Origin of the sequence: Streptomyces marinisediminis, from assembly GCF_026262575.1 — a bacterium.
GTDB lineage: Bacteria > Actinomycetota > Actinomycetes > Streptomycetales > Streptomycetaceae > Streptomyces > Streptomyces marinisediminis.
Genome location: NZ_JAPKFL010000006.1, coordinates 1 through 16,607, shown reverse-complemented (window position 1 = coordinate 16,607; position 16,607 = coordinate 1). Strand labels below are relative to the sequence as shown.

General features: G+C 77.3%; 14 protein-coding genes, 1 pseudogene and 2 riboswitches. Of the genes and pseudogenes, 11 read left to right on the top strand and 4 right to left on the bottom strand.

Features of this window, described 5'->3' with window-relative positions; translation table 11 throughout:
• Positions 1–190 precede the first annotated feature (190 nt).
• The 8 genes from OSB71_RS06625 to OSB71_RS06590 all read left to right on the top strand — a co-directional run bounded on the left by OSB71_RS06625 (position 191) and on the right by OSB71_RS06590 (position 6,821).
• Positions 191–625, top strand: coding sequence for a hypothetical protein (locus OSB71_RS06625; RefSeq protein WP_265945249.1), 435 nt, complete (start codon positions 191–193; stop codon positions 623–625).
• Between the two features lie 2 nt (positions 626–627).
• Positions 628–1,461 (top strand): transcriptional regulator, encoded by an 834-nt coding sequence (locus OSB71_RS06620; RefSeq protein ID WP_265945247.1) that lies wholly within the window; start codon positions 628–630, stop codon positions 1,459–1,461.
• 109 nt (positions 1,462–1,570) lie between these two features.
• The gene (locus OSB71_RS06615; protein ID WP_265945245.1) at positions 1,571–1,969 is read left to right on the top strand and encodes a roadblock/LC7 domain-containing protein; all 399 of its coding nucleotides are present in this window, start codon (positions 1,571–1,573) and stop codon (positions 1,967–1,969) included.
• Between the two features lie 34 nt (positions 1,970–2,003).
• Positions 2,004–2,378, top strand: coding sequence for a hypothetical protein (locus tag OSB71_RS06610; RefSeq protein ID WP_265945243.1), 375 nt, complete (start codon positions 2,004–2,006; stop codon positions 2,376–2,378).
• A gap of 385 nt (positions 2,379–2,763) precedes the next feature.
• Positions 2,764–3,315, top strand: a complete 552-nt coding sequence (locus OSB71_RS06605) for a hypothetical protein (RefSeq protein WP_265945242.1) — start codon at positions 2,764–2,766, stop codon at positions 3,313–3,315.
• Between the two features lie 7 nt (positions 3,316–3,322).
• The gene (locus OSB71_RS06600) at positions 3,323–4,540 is read left to right on the top strand and encodes an MAB_1171c family putative transporter (RefSeq protein ID WP_265945240.1); all 1,218 of its coding nucleotides are present in this window, start codon (positions 3,323–3,325) and stop codon (positions 4,538–4,540) included.
• On the top strand, positions 4,531–6,009 hold the full coding sequence (locus tag OSB71_RS06595; protein WP_265945238.1) for an amidase: 1,479 nt from the start codon (positions 4,531–4,533) through the stop codon (positions 6,007–6,009). The genes OSB71_RS06600 and OSB71_RS06595 overlap by 10 nt, the downstream gene beginning before the upstream one ends.
• Before the next feature lie 123 nt (positions 6,010–6,132).
• Positions 6,133–6,327: riboswitch (cobalamin riboswitch) on the top strand.
• A gap of 56 nt (positions 6,328–6,383) precedes the next feature.
• Positions 6,384–6,821, top strand: coding sequence for an acyl-CoA thioesterase (locus OSB71_RS06590; protein ID WP_416237206.1), 438 nt, complete (start codon positions 6,384–6,386; stop codon positions 6,819–6,821).
• Between the two features lie 269 nt (positions 6,822–7,090).
• Here the strand turns inward: OSB71_RS06590 and OSB71_RS06585 are convergent, their stop codons facing one another.
• The 3 genes from OSB71_RS06585 to OSB71_RS06575 all read right to left on the bottom strand — a co-directional run bounded on the left by OSB71_RS06585 (position 7,091) and on the right by OSB71_RS06575 (position 10,117).
• Positions 7,091–7,723, bottom strand: coding sequence for an isochorismatase family protein (locus tag OSB71_RS06585; RefSeq protein ID WP_265945236.1), 633 nt, complete (start codon positions 7,721–7,723; stop codon positions 7,091–7,093).
• Positions 7,724–7,889: 166 nt separating this feature from the next.
• The gene (locus tag OSB71_RS06580) at positions 7,890–9,095 is read right to left on the bottom strand and encodes an isochorismate synthase (RefSeq protein ID WP_265945234.1); all 1,206 of its coding nucleotides are present in this window, start codon (positions 9,093–9,095) and stop codon (positions 7,890–7,892) included.
• Between the two features lie 119 nt (positions 9,096–9,214).
• Positions 9,215–10,117, bottom strand: coding sequence for a 2,3-dihydro-2,3-dihydroxybenzoate dehydrogenase (locus tag OSB71_RS06575; protein ID WP_265945232.1), 903 nt, complete (start codon positions 10,115–10,117; stop codon positions 9,215–9,217).
• Between the two features lie 723 nt (positions 10,118–10,840).
• Between OSB71_RS06575 and OSB71_RS06570 the strand changes: the two genes are divergently transcribed.
• A complete protein-coding gene (locus tag OSB71_RS06570; protein ID WP_265945230.1) occupies positions 10,841–11,332 on the top strand; it encodes a DUF4430 domain-containing protein in 492 nt (163 codons plus the stop codon).
• Positions 11,333–11,444: 112 nt separating this feature from the next.
• Here OSB71_RS06570 and OSB71_RS06565 read toward each other — a convergent pair whose 3' ends face one another.
• Positions 11,445–12,857 carry a prenyltransferase/squalene oxidase repeat-containing protein gene (locus OSB71_RS06565; RefSeq protein WP_265945590.1) on the bottom strand — a complete coding sequence of 471 codons (1,413 nt, stop codon included), beginning with the start codon at positions 12,855–12,857 and terminating at the stop codon, positions 11,445–11,447.
• A gap of 130 nt (positions 12,858–12,987) precedes the next feature.
• Positions 12,988–13,061: riboswitch (cobalamin riboswitch) on the bottom strand.
• Between the two features lie 350 nt (positions 13,062–13,411).
• On the opposite strand from OSB71_RS06565, the gene OSB71_RS06560 reads away from it, so the two are divergent.
• Together OSB71_RS06560 and OSB71_RS06555 are read left to right on the top strand one after the other, a co-directional pair.
• Entirely contained in the window at positions 13,412–16,255 is a 2,844-nt protein-coding gene (locus OSB71_RS06560; RefSeq protein WP_265945229.1) for a prenyltransferase/squalene oxidase repeat-containing protein, read from the top strand.
• Positions 16,252–16,607: pseudogene (locus OSB71_RS06555) on the top strand (hypothetical protein); the annotation flags it as partial. The gene OSB71_RS06560 and the pseudogene OSB71_RS06555, both read left to right, overlap by 4 nt.

Below are 16,607 nucleotides of genomic sequence, written 5' to 3'. Positions count from 1 at the left end.
GCGAGGGGGTGGCGTGGAGGTGAACGGGTGGTGGGCACATGCCAGTCGGGCATGCCGGGCGGACTATAAGGGGTCGTGACCTTTCCCGGAGCAATACCGGGAAAACCATTCGAACGAGTGGCACCATGCGTAACGTCCCCCTCACCACCGGTGCCAGTCGGGCTGCCGGGGGCGAGGGGAGAGGAGTGGCGTGCCCGGAATCGACGAGTGCCTGCTCGCGGCCATGGGGCTGCCCGGAGCGCGCGGCGCGGCCGTGGTCGACTGGACCAGCGGGCTCGCGCTGGGAACCATCGGCGCGGCCGTCTCCGGCGACCACGAGGCCACGGCCGCGGACACCGCGGAGCTGGCCCGGCTGGCCGCCGAGCAGCTCACGCTGGCGGAGGCGCCCGCGGACGTGAGCACGTCCGCCGACGGCAGCGCGACGGCGGCCGGGGCTCCGCCACACGGCCTGCCCGTCGAGGACCTCATCGTCACCGCGCGCGACGGCTACCACCTGCTGCGGTACGTGGAGACGGCGTTCGACAGCAGCGTCGTCCTGCACCTGTGGCTGGACCGCCGCGAGGGCAACCTCGCCCTGGCCAGGCTCCGCCTCGGTGAGCTCTCCCGCGCCCTGGTGCTGGGCTGACGATGGCCCAGGCCCCGCCCCCTCCCTTACCCGGGCCCGACCCCGACCGCCGCACGCTCCCCGTCCTGCTCGGCGACCTGGCCGCCCGGCGGGCCACCGGCGTCCTCGCCTGCCCGGCCGGTGCGCTCTACCTGCTCGACGGCCAGGTGGCCCACGTGGAGAGCCCTGCCACGCCGGGCCTCGGCACGCTGCTCGTCCGCGCCGGGCGGCTCGACCCCCACGTCTGGCGCGACACCCTGGACGCGGCCGGCCCCACCCGCGCGGTCGCCCGCCGCCTGCTGGACACCGGTCGTCTGACGCGCGGTGAGCTGGAGCTGTGCCACCTGGCCACGCTCCTGGACGCCGCCTACTTCGTGCACGCCGCCGCCCGCGGACCGTGCCGCTTCCACGCCGGTGCGCGGCACTGGCTGGGCCCCGTGCGCAGCGTCCCCGTCCCCGCGCTCCACCGCGAACTGCGGCGCCGCGGCCGGCTGCTGCACCGGATCTGGCCGCACGCCCAGGTCGACACCGCGCCCCTGCGCCCGGTCCGCGCCGCGTCCGCGCCGCACCCGGTGCGCCCGCGCGAGCGGGACGTGCTGCGGCTGGCCGACGGCGCCCACACCCCGGCCGACATCGCCGCCGCGCTCGCCCGCCAGGCGTACCGGACGCTGGTGGACGTGCGCAGGCTCGCGGCGGCCGGGCTGGTGGAGACGCCGCCCGGGCCCGCCGCCCCGCCGCCCCTGCCGCCCCGGTCGGCCGGTGCCCCGGGGCCGTCACCCCCGCGTCCCCTCCCGTCCGACGCACCGGACATCGCGACCCTGCGCCGCATCCGTGACGCCCTGGAGGCCTCCCCGTGAGCCCACACCCGCCCCGCACACCGCCGACGCCGGGCCGCACCGCCACGCGCCCGGCCCGCACCCCGTCATGAGGCGCGCCCTGCGCCCGCGTGCCCGAGGGAGACCACCCATGCCACCGCAGCCGCCCCCGCCCCCGCCGCGCCCCGAACTCCTCGACGAGCTGGCCCGGCTGCGGGCCCGCCTGCCGCAGCTCGGCGGCGCGCTGGCCGCCAGCGTGGACGGGCTCGTGCTCGCCGAGGACACCGCCCGGCTGGAGGCGGAGCCGCTGGCCGCCCTCACCGCCGCCGCGCTCGGCGTCGCCGTGCGGCTGGCCGACGCCACCGGCCAGGGCGCCTTCCGCGAACTGGTCGTCCGCGCCGAGGGCGGCTACGTGGCCACCTACGCGGCGGGCCGCACGGCCGTGCTCACCGTGCTCGCCGAACCGCGCGCCAACGTCGGACGCATCCACCTGGAGGCCCGGCGCGCCGGCGCCCGCATCGGCGCCCTGCTCGACGGCGCCACCGCCTGACCCACCACCACACCACCCGGAGAGGACACCCACCATGGCCAACACCGAGACCGTGCTCAAGGAAGCGATGACGACGATCGACGGCGTCATCGGCGTCGCCCTCGTCGACTACGAGAGCGGGATGGCACTCGGCACGCTGGGCGGGGGCAAGGACCTCGACCTGGGCGTGGCCGCCGCCGGGAACACCGACGTCGTCCGCGCCAAGGTCCGCACGATGGAACACCTGGGGCTCCAGGACGAGATCGAGGACATCCTCATCACCCTCGGCGGCCAGTACCACCTGATCCGGCTGCTCAAGCGGCGCGGCGGCGCGGGCCTCTTCCTCTACCTGGCCCTCGACCGCGGCCGCGCCAACCTCGCCATGGCCCGCCACCAACTCCGGCGCCTGGAGGCCGAGCTGGAAATCTGACGGACCGGTCCGGCCGCCCGGCCCGCGCGGCTCCCGGAGGCACGGGCCGCCTCGGCCGCGTCGGGCCGCGTCGGGCCGCCTCGGACGCGCGGGTACGGCGTCGGGCCGGAGACCGGGCCCGCTCCTCGCGCGCGAGCCGTCACCGGGCGTACCCGCCGGGCGCCGCGCCGACCGCCCGCCTGCGCCCGCGTCCCTCCGCACCGACTCGACGGGCCGGACGGGCCACGCGGGCGGACGGGGCGCCAAGCACACGCCCCGTCCGCCCGGATGGCCGATACCGACCGGTGCGCCCGGGGCGGGTTCACCGGGGCCGGGGCCGCCTGGCACACTCGGTGAGGCGGCGGCGACGCCACCACCACGGCTACAGCAGGAGGTCGTTTCACCGGTGGACGCGTTCGGTGCCGCCCGTGGCCAGCGCACACGGGGCCGCGCCCGGTGGCGCGGCGACGCCCTGCGGCGCGAGTGCCGCCGCTTCGTGCACGACCTGGCCCTGCCCCCCGCGCGCGGCATCCGCGAGCTGCTGCCCGCCGTGGAGGCCAGGACGGGGCACCCGATCCGGGTCGCGTCCGCCCCGGTGGACAGCGCCCTGGGCATCTGCGGGATGTGGCTGCGCACGGTGGAGGGCGTGGACATCGTCTTCGTGCACGAGCAGACCACCCGGGCCCACCAGGACCACATCCTCGCCCACGAGGTCGCGCACATCCTCCGCGAGCACCGGGGCGGCCCCGAGCAGACCGTCTCGCACCGGCTGTTCCCCTCGCTGGACCCCTCGGTGGTGGCACGGATGCTCGGCCGCACCGACTACGCCTACCGCGACGAGCGCGAGGCCGAGCTGATCGGCTCCTACCTCCAGCAGCACGTGCACCGGCCCGCCCCGGCGGCGGGCGAGGGCACGGGCGAGCCGGTGGCCGACACCCTGCTGTGGAAGGGGAGGTGAGGGGCGCGTGCAGCAACTGCTCCACCCCTTCTGCCTGGCGCTCGCGGCCGTCGGCTTCCTGCTCCTCCTGTGGCCGCCGGGCCACCTGCGCCGGGACCGCGCGCTGGCCGCGCTCGCCGGCGTCTACGGCTTCTCGGCGCTGTCCTTCCTGGTGTCGCTCGAACCCGTCTGGCGGTTCCTGGACGACGTCACGGGACGCCCCTCCACCGGCATCCTGGGCGCCTTCGGGTCCGTGACGGCGCTGCTGGCGCTCCAGGTGGTCGTCCTCGCCTACTGGGCGCTGCCCCCGGAGCGGGCCCGGGTGCGCGCCCGGTGGTCGCTGGCGGCCGGGGCGGCGGTCATCGCGGCGCTGGCCGTGCTGTTCTTCCAGCTCACCCCGGCGGGCCGGACGACTCCGCAGGGCTTCACCGCCAACTACGTGCACACCGGCGCCTACCAGGCCTACCTGACGCTCTACGTCGTCGCCTACAGCATCGGGGAGACGGTCCTCGCGGTGGGCTGCTGGCGCGCGGCGCGGCGCACCGGGCAGGTGTGGATCGCCCGGGGGCTGCGGGTCGTCTGCGCCGGGGCCGTGCTGACGCTCGGGTACAGCGCGGTGCGGCTGCACGGCGTCGCCGCCGCCCTGTTCGACCTGGCCCCGCCCCCGGCCGGGGCCGAGGCGTTCGCCTGGCTGTGCGCCGACATCGGCACGGCGCTCACCCTCGTCGGCTGGTTCGTGCCCACCCTGGCCGTGCACGTGACGCCCCGGGTCCGCGCGGCGGTGCGGGCCCGCCGTGACCACCGCGCGCTGGGCCCGCTGTGGCGGGCGGTGCACGCGGCCGTGCCCGCGATCGCACTCCAGCCGGCCCGCACCCGGGCGGGCGACCGGCTGCGCTGGTGGGGGGCGACCTGGCACCTGTACCGGCGGGCGGTGGAGATCCGCGACGGCCAGTGGGCGCTGGGGCGGCACCTGACGGAGTCCGCGCGCGAGGCCGCCGAGCGACGGCACCGGGCCGCCGGGCTGACGGGCGCGGAGCTGGCCCACGCGGTGACCGCCGACCAGATCCGCGCGGCGCTCGCGGCCCACGGGCGCGGCGAGCGACCGGACCCGCCCGCCGAGTACGCCGACGCCGCGCTCCGCGCCAGCCTGCGCACCCCGGACGACGACGTGCGCGCCCTGCTGCGCGTCGCCGCCCACTTCGATCCCGCACCCGCAGAACAGGAGAGCGCGACCTCATGGAGTTGACGCACCGCCCGGCCGTCGAGCAACTGGCGGCGATGGCCCGGGGCGAGGTCTCCAGCCGCGAGCTGACGGCCGCGCACCTGGCGCGCATCGCGGCGCACCCCGAGCTCAACGCGGTCGTCGCGGTGGACGCCGAGGGCGCCCTGGCCGCGGCCGACGCGGCCGACGCCCGGCGCGCGGCAGGCGGCTCCGGCGGCTCCGGCGGCTCCCGCACCGCGTCCGGCTCCGGTGAGGCGCCGCTGCTCGGCCTCCCGGTCACCGTCAAGGACGCCTTGGAGACCGCCGGGTTGCGCACGACGTGCGGGGCGCCGGACCTGGCCGAGCACCTGCCCGCCGAGGACGCCGACGCCGTGGCGCGGCTCCGCGCGGCCGGGGCCGTCGTCCTGGGCAAGACGAACACGCCGCCGATGTGCGCGGACGTCCAGACGGGCAACCCGCTGTTCGGCACCACACCCAACCCGCACGACCCCGCGCGCGCGGCCGGCGGCTCCTCCGGCGGCCCGGCCGCGGCGGTCGCCGCCCACCTCAGCCCGCTCGACCTGGCGAGCGACCTCGCCGGCTCGCTGCGCCTGCCCGCGCACTACTGCGGGGTGTTCGGCCTGCGCCCCAGCCACGGCCTCGTCCCCACCCGGGGCCACATCCCGCGCCCGCCCGGCTGGCTGACCTCCTCCGACATGCTCACGCTCGGCCCGCTGGCGCGCGACGCCGCCGACCTGGCGCTGGCGCTCGACGCCCTGGCCGGGCCGTCGCCGCGGGAGGGCACGGGCTGGCGCCTGGAGCTGCCCGCGCCGCGGCACGCACGGCTGGCCGACCACCGCGTCGGCGTGTGGGCCGACGACCCGTACTGCCGCGTGGACGCCGCGACCCGCGCGCTGCTGGACGCCGTCGCCGAAGCGCTGCACGAGGCGGGTGCGCGGGTGGACGCGGCCGCCCGGCCGGTCGAGCTGGCCGAGTCCGACCGCCTCTTCCAGCTCCTGATGTTCGCCACCTCCACGGCGGCCGCGCAGCCGGAGGCGTACGCCGGCGAGGTGGCGGCCGCGCAGGCGCTGGCGGCCGACGACGACTCCCCCGGCGCACGCTACCTGCGGGCCCGCACCCTGCGCCACCGCGACTGGCTCCTCGCGGACGAGGAGCGCGCGCGCCTGCGGCAGCGCTGGGCGGCCTACTTCGACACCGTGGACGTGCTGGTCACCCCGGCCGCGCCGACCGCCGCGCCGCCCGACCTGACCGGCGTCCCGCTTCCGGAGCGGCACCTGAGCGTGGACGGCGAGCGGCGCGGCTACTGGGAGCAGACCACCTGGCTCAACCTCGCCGGGCTGGCCGGGCTCCCGGCCGCCACCGTCCCGCTGGGACGCACCGCGGACGGCCTGCCCCTGTCCGTCCACCTCATCGGCCCCCGCCTGGCCGACCGCACGGTCCTCCACGTGGCGGCCCTGCTGAGCGAGGCACTGCCGGACGGAACGCGGGGATAGCCCGCGCACCTGCGGCCCCTCGGCGGCACGGTGGCCGCCCGGGCGCCTCCGCTCCCGGGAGCCGCACTCGCGCCGGGGCGGGCGCGGACGGCAGCGGGCCGCGGGCCGGTTAGGCTGGCGACGCAGCCGGTTCGCCCTGTCCGCCAGGCAGGCGCGTCGCAAGAGGGAACCCGGTGGGAATCCGGGACTGCCCCGCAGCGGTGAGCGGGAACGACCGCCGTCACACGCACTGGCCCCGCCGGGGCCGGGAAGCGACGGCCACTAGGAGACCGCCCTGACAGGGCAGTCACGCCCGCGAGTCCGAAGACCTGCCCGCTGCCCGCGCGCCCACCCGCGTGCGGCGACCCCGCCGCGACTCGCGAAGGAGAGTTGACGTGGCCGACAGCACTGCTGCCCCGCCCCGCACGGAGAAGACCCCGACCGACTCACAGGTGACGCTCGCCCACATCATGAGTGAGCACGACACGAACCTGTACGGCACGATCCACGGCGGCATGGTGATGAAACTGATCGACGACGCGGCCGCGGCCGCCGCCGGACGGCACGCCGACGGGCCGGCCGTCACGGTGTCGGTGGACCGGATGGCCTTCCTCGCCCCCGTGCGCGCGGGAGACCTGCTCACCGTGCACGCCGAGCTGCTGCGCGCGGGCCGCACGTCGATGGGCGTGGGCGTACGGGTGACCGCCGAGCGCTGGAACGCCTCGGGGCCCGCCGCCGAGGTGGCCACCGGCAGGCTGAGCTTCGTCGCGGTCGACGCCGACGGGCGCCCCCGGCCCGTCCCCGCGCTCGCCGCCAGGCCGGACACCGACTGAGTCCGGCCGGCCACCACCGCGCGGTGCCGGACGCGACCCGCGTCACGGCCCGGCACGTGCGGGTGGGAAGGCGCCCTCGGCTGGACACGGGCCGAAGGCCCGGGCCCCGCTGACGGGGTGGCGCCACCGCCGCCCGGGTCTGAGCGGTGCGGGTGGTCGGCGCGGGCGGGGGTGCGTCGCCTCCCACCCCGCGTGGCGTGCGGGCCGGTGCCGGGCCGCACGCCACGCCGCCCGGCACGGCCGGGGGCGGGGTGCCGCGTGGTGGTGGGTCAGACGCCGTCGAAGACGGTGTCGGTGGTGGTGACGACGGCGCAGCGGCCGGCCGCCCAGCGCAGGGCCGCCGCGTGCTCCTGGGCGGAGAAGTCCGCCACCGCGTCGGCGACCACGAACGCCTGGAGGTCGCGCATCCAGGCGTCGGCGGCGGTCATCAGCACGCCGATGTGGGCGTAGACGCCGGTGACGACGAGCTGGTCGCGGCCGAGGGAGCGCAGCCGGTCGGCCAGGTCGGTGCGGACGAAGGCGCTGTACTTCCACTTGGTGACGACGGTGTCCCCGGCGGCCGGGGCGACGGCGTCGGCGATCGCCTCGGCGCGGGGGTCGGCGGGCAGCCCGGGGCCCCAGAAGTCCTGCTGGAGCCCGCGCTCGGCCGGGGTCTGCCCGCCGGGCTGGGCGGTGTAGAGGACGGGGACGCCCAGCGCGCGCGCCCGGCGGCACAGCCGCGCGACGTGGTCCAGCAGCGCGGGCACGGGCTCGGCGGCGGTGTCGTAGGCGGACAGGAAGTGGTTCTGGAGGTCGTGCACGAGCAGCACGGCGCGTGCGGCGTCGGCCTTCCAGGCGACGCGGTTGGCCGGGAGCGCGTCGGCGGTGGGCATCGGGTAGGGCGTGATCGCGGGCAGGGTCATGGGGTGGGTGGCGCTCCGTTCCGGTGGGCGTGCGGGCGGGGGCGGTCGGGCGCCGGACGCGCGGCGGGCTGTCCGGGGCGTCCGAACCGGTCGGCGGGTGCGGCGGTGGGCGTGGCGCGCGCGGGCGCGGCGCGCGCGGGCGGGCCGGGCGCGGGTGCGGCGGGGGTCACAGCCGCACTCCCACCGCGTCGAGGAACGTGCGGAACTTGGCGGCCGTCTCCCGCGTCTCCGCCTCCGGCTCGGACGCGGAGACGATGCCCGCCCCCGCGTACAGGCGCAGCGACTCCTCCCGCGCCTCGGCGCAGCGGATGGTGACCACCCACTCGCCGTCGCCCGAGGCGTCGCCCCAGCCGACCATGCCGGTGAAGAAGCCGCGGTCGAACGGCTCGCTGTCGGCGATGACGCGGCGGGCCAGGTCGGTGGGGGTGCCGCAGACGGCCGGGGTGGGGTGCAGGGAGCAGGCCAGCTCCAGCGCGGAGGTCTCCGGCGCGGCGAGCGTGGCGGTGACGGTGGTGGACAGGTGCCACATGGTCGCGGTGCGCACCAGCGTCGGCTCGGCCGGGACGGTGACCTCTCCGCAGTGCGGGGCCAGGGCCCGGTGCACGGCGTCCACGACGACGGCGTGCTCGTGCAGGTCCTTCACCGACTTCAGCAGGGCGGCCGCGCGCCGCACGTCTTCGGCCAGGTCCTCGCTGCGCGGGGTGGAGCCGGCCAGCGGGTTGGCGACGAGCCGGTGGCCGCGGCGGGAGACCAGCAGTTCGGGGCTGGCGCCGAGCAGGGTGCGGCCGGGGCCGGTGGGGAGGGCGAAGGTGTAGCCGCCGGGGTCGCGCCGGGCCAGCCGCTGGAGCATCGCCGGGGTGTCCAGCGGCCCGGGGGCGTCCAGTTCCAGGGTGCGGGCGAGCACCACCTTGCTGAACTCCCCGCGCCACATGCGGTCCACGGCGGCGGCCACGGCCGAACCGTAGCGGGCGGGTTCGGGCACCTGCCGGACGCGCCACTCGGCGCGGGCGGGGGGCTCGGCGGGCAGCGCGACGAGCGGGTCCGCCGCCAGCGGCGGGGCGCTGCGCACCGTGTCGGGCACCGCGAGGGCGGCGGGCGCGTGCTGGTCGAACGGCACGGCCCCCACGACGACGGGGTCGGGGTGCCCGGCGTCGCGGGCGGCGGCCAGCGTGGCGGCGACGCGCGTGGCCACCGGCCGGTCGTCGTGCGGGACTTCGCGGTGGACGCCGTGGCCGAGCAGGGTACGGGTGGGGGTGCCCAGGAAGCGGGCGCCGGGCTCGTAGGCGCCCAGCAGCGCCGCGGCGGCGCCCACGGCGGGGTGGTCGGCCGCGGCCGGGGGGACGTGCGTGGCGACTTCGGGGGCCGTCGACACGGGGGCTCCGTTTCTCGCGCGGTCCGTACCGGGACGGCCGCGGCTGGGTGCGGGCGGGAGGGGTGGGTGCGGGCGGAGTGAGTGCGAGGCAGGGCGGGACGAGGCGGTGCCCGCCGGCGTCAGCGCAGGGTCGCGCCGCCGTCGACGTAGAGCTCGTGCAGCGTGATGTGGCGGGCGCGGTCGGAGGCCAGGAAGAGCACGGCCTCCGCGACGTCGGCGGGGGCGGCGATGCGGCCGAGCGGGATGCCCGTGCGGTAGCTGCCCGGATCGCCGTCGACGACGCGCCGCGCGGCGTCGGGGTCGCCGTCGGTCCACAGGCTCCGCTGCATGGCGGTGTCGGTGGAGCCGGGCGCGACGACGTTGCACCGCACGCCGCTGCGGGCGAGTTCCAGGCCCAGGCACTTGGTGAACATGGTGGCCGCGGCCTTGGAGGCGGCGTAGGCGGCCATGCCGGTGCGGGGGACGCCCGCGGCGTTGGAGCCGACGGTGACGATGCTGCCGGAGCGGCGTGCGGCCATCCGGGCGGCCACCGCGCGGGAGGTGTGGAAGACGCCGGTGGTGTTGACCGCGAACGTCGCCTCCCAGTCGTGGTCGGACAGTTCGGCGACGGGCCCGGGGCGCAGGACCCCGGCGACGTTGACCAGGATGTCCAGCGGACCGTGCTCGGCCTCCGCCCGTGCCACGACGGCGTCGACCGCCCGGCCGTCGGTCACGTCCATGACGCGGGCGGTGATGCCGCCGTGCCGCGGCCGGTCGGGGCCGGCGCCCCCGCCACCGGACGCGGACCGGCCGCCGGGGCCCTCGGCGGACCCGGGGGCGGCCCCGGCGGCCGGGCCGGGCCGGGCGCGGTGGTCGGCGGCCAGCGCCTCGACGCCGTCGGCGACGCGGTCCGTGGCCACCACGTGCGCGCCCTCGGCGGCCAGGGCCGTGGCGACCGCCGCCCCGATCCCCTGGCCGGCTCCGGTCACCAGGGCGGTGCGACCGGCGAGTTCGGCACGGTCGGCGGACATGTGTGCGGGCATCACGCCTCCCCCATCGAGTTAGGTGAGGCTAACCTAACCCATCACCCACGGGAAGTCGCCCGGCCACCCGCCACGACTCAAAATGTTTGGTTAGCCTAACCTCACCTCAGCCTCGCCGCTCCCCCACACCGCCCTCGGCTCTCCCCGCTCACAGCACCACCCCCGCACGGGCGTTCCCCGCCCGGCGTCCCAGCGCCCGACCGACGACGACGCCCGGCCGCCCCGCCCGGCGGCCCGCTCGGCAGTCCGACGCCCGGGGGTGGACCCGCGCCGCCCACGGGGGCCCGAGCACCGGGGCCCTCTGCCGCACCCGGGGCGCGAGGGCGCCGTCCGCACGTGAGCCGCGGGCCCCCGGCACACTGGTGACGCACCGTGTCCGGCGTCCCGCGCGAGCTCCCCCGGCGAGCCCAACGTGACCTGGAATGCTGGCGGTTGTCGCCGCACGGGCCTAGTATCTGGCTGCTTCCGGCGACCACGGGAGCCACAACCGAATGCGAGCACGGCGGGGGAAGCCGGTGGGATTCCGGCGCTGACCTGCAACCGTGAGCGGCACCGCCGGTGCCGTGAGCCGGAACGCCCGGCGTGCGGCGCGAACGCTTCTCACCGTCATGGCCTGCGACGCGAAGCCAGGGCCCGTCTCCGCCGCGCGGCGCGCACTCCCGCGGCGGGCGGTGCGGTTCCGGCCTTCCGGCGCGGTCCCCATCGTCAACGAAAGGCACCGTCTTGCGCCAGATCCCCGCTCGCCGTCTGCTGATCGCCACCGCCGCGCTGAGCCTCGCGCTCACCGCCACCCCCGCCGTCGCGGACACCGACGCCGCCACCGGCGGCACCAACGCGCCCGTCAAGGTGCGGCTGACCGTGCAGGGCCCCGTCGGGCTGCTGTTCGACGGCCGGATCAGGACCCGCGGCCACGACGTGACGCCCGCCACCGGCGGCACGCACACCTGCGACGGCACCAACGGCGGCGCCTACCCGTCGCCGGTGCCGACCCCGACGGCGGCCCTGGACGACGCCGCCGACAAGTACGGCTTCGACTGGGACGGCACCTGGTACCCCTCGTTCGAGGACTACCTGGTCGAGAGCATCAAGAACGTCGACGCCGACGCCTCGGCGTACTGGAGCATCGAGGTGAACGGCACCCCGACGCCGGTCGGCGGCTGCCAGTTCAAGCTGGACTACGGCGACCAGGTGGCGTTCACCTGGACGGAGTTCTAGGCCAGCGACCGTACCGGGTCCCACGCCGGTTCCACGCCGGTGCCACGCCGCGAGGAACGCTGCGGGCCAGGCGTGCGGGGGCTCCCCCCGCACGCCCGGCCCTCGTCGCCGCTCAGGACCCCCAGCGCAGAGCGATGGTGTCGCCCACGTGGATCACCTCGCCCCGGGCCGCGGCGGTGAAGGCGGAGCCGTCCACGCTGACCTGCCACACCTGCGACCCGCTGTTCGCCGTGCCGTTGAGCGCGGTGACGGCGCCGGAGCCCGCGGCGGGCGTCACGCCGGTCACGCACCCGGCCGGGGTGGCCGCCGAGGCGGCGGCGTCCAGCACCGCACCCAGCGTGGTCGTCGTCCCGGTCGGGGTGAGCGCGACCGAGCAGACCGCCAGGCCGCCGGAGCCGTCGTCGACGCTCAGCGCCAGGTCGGCGGCCGTACCCGGGACGAACGCGCTCTGCGCGACCCACTGCGGCTCCCCGGCGGTCACCGGCGCCGGCGGTGCCTCGGTGAAGCCGCCGCCGGCCACCGCGCGCAGGGCGTCGACGGAGGCGTAGGCGGACGGCGAGGAGTCACCGGGGGCGTACCGGAAGCCGCCACCGGGGGTGAACTGCTGGGCGATGAGGAAGTCGACCGGCGTCCTGCCCATCGGCGTGCGGAACCCGCCGGTCTGCGGGTTGATGCCGCACGCGTTGAGCCCGGCCACGGCCCAGCCGTTGGAGTTGGTGTTGGCGCCCCACATGGCCTGGAAGGCGCCGGTGTGGTTCACGAGCTTGCCGGCCAGGAAGTTCCGCGCCTGGACGACGTCCGGGTCGGTGTTCGGCACGCCCGACACGCACAGGGCGGCCATGGAGGCGCCGGTCATGTCGATGTCACCGGCCTTGGCCAGCTCCGTGGGGTCGCCCTCGGCCTTCGCGTAGTTCCAGCCGCCGTCGTGGTGCTGGTTGGCCCGGATGCGCGCCACCACGGAATCGAGCAGGGACTGCGGGACGCGCTGGTCGCCCGCCTGGGTCCGGGCGCCGCCCAGCGCCAGCGCGGCGAAGACCGTGCCGTTGTAGAGCGAGGAGGACCCGAAGTACCCGGGCTCCGCGCTCTGCCAGTGGCCGTAGACGTCGGCGACGAGGTTGCGGGAGGCCGAGACGCGGGCCGGGTCGATGCCGGCCGCGTAGGCGTTGAGCGTGCCGCGCTCGAAGTCGGTCACCACCGGGGACCCGGAGGGCCAGCCCGGGTCGGCCAGCAGGTCCCGGTAGACACCGCGGGCGTTCTTCGCCGGGTCGCCGTCAGGGGTGACGTCGGCCGCGGCCGTGCCGGCCGCCGCGAAGGCGCTGAAGGCCCACTCGTTGGAGAGCCCACCGCCGGCGTAGGAACCGTCCGGTGCCTGGAGCGACTTCAGGTAGGCGACGCCGTTCGCGGTGGAGGTGGCGATCTGGCCGGGAGTGGAGGTGGCCGAGGCGGGCAGCGCGGAAAGGGCCAGCGCGCCGACCGCCGCGGCGGCGGTGAGCGCGAGGCGTCTGGGGGCGGTGAGACGGGTCATGACGGGCATGGGCCTGCTCCTTCGTCGATGGGGACGCGACCGGACAGGGCCCTCCCGCGGCGTGGCCGCGGGGCCGGTGGCCGCCGTCCGGAACGCGGGGTACGGCTTCCTGGTAACGCGTCACCGCATGGGCATTCGGGCTCGGAGCGGTGTCCCGCCGCCCCACACCGCTGCGCGTCAGCCCCGGACTCCCACCGGGTTCCCCCACTCGGCGGACAAGGACGCTACCGGAGCCACCCGTGGTCCGCCAGGCATGCCAAGGCCGCCCACGCTTCGGCGGGTTGGGATTCAGGTCACCTTGACGCCGTCGGAGGCCGCGTGCTGCAATCCGAACGACAAACGCACAACGCCCTGGGGGAAGCCGGTCGAAATCCGGCGCTGACCCGCAACCGTAGGCCCGCACGCGGCGGGCGAGCCGGAATGCCCGGGGCGGTCGATTCCCAGCGAACAACGCCGTCGCGGACTACGGCGTGGTCGACCAGCTCCCCGGGCCCCGCGCCCGGCCGGGGCCCACCACCACGTCCCACCGCACCGCAACGACACGAGGGGCCGTGGTGGGCAGCACACAGGGAAGACGCCGACGCGTCGGCCGAGGAGGGCTCGTCGCCCTGGTCTCGGCCGTGCTGCTGGTCCTCGGCGCGAGCGCGGGGCACGCCCTGCGGGCGCCGGCCGGCCCGTCCGCTCCGTTCGCCTCCGGGCAGGAGTGCACCGCGGACACCGGCGCCTTCGTCGCCGTCGACTTCGGCCCCTTCGGCGGCGATGTCGTCAGCGGTTGCGACCCCGCCCCGACCACCGGCTACGCGCTGCTGCACGCGGGCGGCTTCACCACCGCGGGCACCGAGCACGACGGCCCCGCGTTCGTCTGCCGCATCGGTCACCCCTCGATCGACTCCGGCACGCAGTACCCGACGCCGCGGGAGGAGCCGTGCGTGCGCACCCCGCCGGCCAGCGCCTACTGGTCGTACTGGGTCGCCGCCCCGGGCGAGACGGAGTGGACCTACAGCCGCCACGGTGCCATGGACCGCACGCCGCGACCGGGCGACGTCGACGCCTGGGTGTTCGGCGGCACCGGCGTCGGCGGCACCAATGGCCGGCCGTCGTTCAGCCCGGAGGACGTGCGTGACGGCGAGGGCGGTGCGGGCCCCGAGCCCAGTGGCGGGCCGACGGCCCCAGAGGGCCGGATCGACGTGGCCGCCGCCGGACGGTGGGTGGCCGGACGCCTCGTCGACGGCGAGCGGATCGAGGACGAGTGGTCCGCGAGCCCCGACCACCACCTGACCACCGAGGCCGCCTTCGCGCTCGCCGCCAGCCGGGGCGAGGGCCCGGAGCTGGCGAAGGTGACCGCCTACCTCACCGGGCGCACCGACGCCTACGCCTACCCGGCCGGACCGGACCAGGCACCCGACGCCGGCGCCGCCGGACGCCTGGCGCTGCTCGCGCAGAGCACCGGGGCCGATCCCCGCGACGTCGCCGGACGCGACCTCCTGGGCGACCTGGTGGACCACGTCTGCACCGCCGGCCCGGAGTCCGGCAGCCCCACCCCCGGCTGCACCGCTGCGGGGGACTTCCACGGTGCCCTCTACACCGAGGGTCAGGCACTGGCGCTGCTGGCCGTGGTGCGCGGCGGCCTCCAACCGCCGGCCGGGGCCGCCGCGCGGCTGGCCGCGCTCCAGTGCGGTGACGGCTCCGTCTCCAGCGTCCTGATCCGGCCCGGCGAGTACTGCGAGGGCGACCCGGCCACCACCGCGCTCGTCGCGCTCGTGCTGCGGGCGGTGGGCGGGCACGGGGACGCCGTCGCCGAAGCCCGCGCCTCGCTGCGCCAGGCGCAGCGCGCGGACGGCTCGCTGCTGGGCTACCCCGGTGCCTCCGCCGGGAGCGTGACCGCCACCGCGTACGCCGCGCAGGCGCTGCGCGCGCTGGGCGAGACAGCGCGCGCCGACGCGGCGGTGGCCTGGCTGGCCACCCAGCAACGTGCCGACGGGGGCTTCGGGTTCGAGGCGGGTACCGAACCCTCCGAGCTCTACCCCACCGCCCCGGCCGTGCTCGCGGGTGCGGGCACCAGCCTGGTGACGCTCACCACCGAGCGGCCCGGACCCAGCACGCCGCCGACCACGCCCACCGGCGACCCCACCCCGCCGCCGAGCACGACCCCCACCCCGACGGTCTCCGCGCCCGCGCCGGGCGAGGTGCCGGACCTGGGCCGCGGCGTCGCCTACCTCACCGGACCCGACCGGCTCCAGCAGGGCCGGTACTACCCCGCCGGCGGGGGCACCGACCGCGCCGACTTCGGCCTCACCATCGACGGCGCCTACGCGCTGGCCGCCACCGGCCTGGACAACGCCACCCTGCGGGCCATGGTCGACTTTCTCCAGCAGGGCGGCCAGGACGCCCAGGGCCGCACCGTGCACGACTGGACCGGGGTGGGCGGCGAACACCCCACGGCCGGCTCCCTGGGCAAGACGGCGCTGCTCGCCCAGATGGTCGGCCGCGACCCCCGTGACTTCGGTGGCCACGACCTCATCACCGCACTCGCGGAGGCGGTCTGCACCGCGCCCAGCGCGGCGCCGGACCGTAGCTGTGCGGCACGGGGCGCCTACACCCACGCCCCTTCGGTCTTCGCCCACTCGCTGGCGCTCGTCGCCCAGGTACGGGCGGGCGAGGAGGAGGCCGCCACCGAACCCGTCGCCTACCTGCTCTCCCTCCAGCACGGCCACGGGGCCTGGCCGAGCCTGATACCCGATTCCGGGGACTCGGACGTGGACTCCACCGCCATGGCGGCCATGGCACTGGACCTGGTCGGCGGACCGGAGGCGGACCGTGCGGTGGACGCGGCACTGGAGTGGATCGCGGAACAGCAGTACCCCGACGGCGGCTTCCCCGGCGCGGCGGGCAACTCGGTCAACTCCGCGGCGCTGGCCGTCCAGGGCCTGTCCCTGGACGCGGACGCCTACCCGCGGGAGATCGCCGACGCGCGCGCCTTCCTGGCCGCCCAACAGAACGCCGACGGCGGCTTCAACGTCGCCGCGCAGGGGCAGCGCGGCTCAGACCTGCGCGCGTCCACGCAAGCGGTCGGCGGGGCCACCGGCGCCTCCTTCGCCACCCTCACCCGCAGCCTCGCGGGCACCAGCCCGCAGCCCCTGCCAACCCCGACGGCGAGCACGCCCCCGATCCTCACCCCGGGCGACGTCGGCGGGCCCGGGGGCGGCGGCGCGGGGGGCGGCGCGGGGGGCGGCACCGACGGCACCGGTCCCGACGCCTCCGGCGGCGGGAACCTGGCCGCCACCGGATTCCAGGTCGGCTCGCTGGCCGTGGCGGCTCTGGTGTCCACTCTCGCCGGGTGGCGGATCACCGTCGTCGCCCGCAGACGCCAGCGGGCCGCCCTCCGGGAGCGGCCGTGACCGCCCGCCGGCCGCCCGGCCGCCTGGCCCGCCACCTGGTCAGGCTCGCCACGGCGCTCGGTCTGACGGTGGCCGCGCACGCCGCCACCACCTCGCCCGCCACCGCCGAGCCCCAGCCCATGGGCCAGTGCACCACCACCTCCGGAGTCGTGCTGGCGGTGGACTTCAGCCACTGGGGCGGACCGGTCTACCGCTCCTGCGGCACCACCCCCACCACCGGGTACGAGCTGCTGAACCAGGGCGGCTGGCGCACCACCGGCACCGGACACGACGGCCCGGCGTTCATCTGCCGCATCGGCTACAGCGGGCACCAGGGCGGCAGGCAGTACCCCACACCGAGCGAGGAGGACTG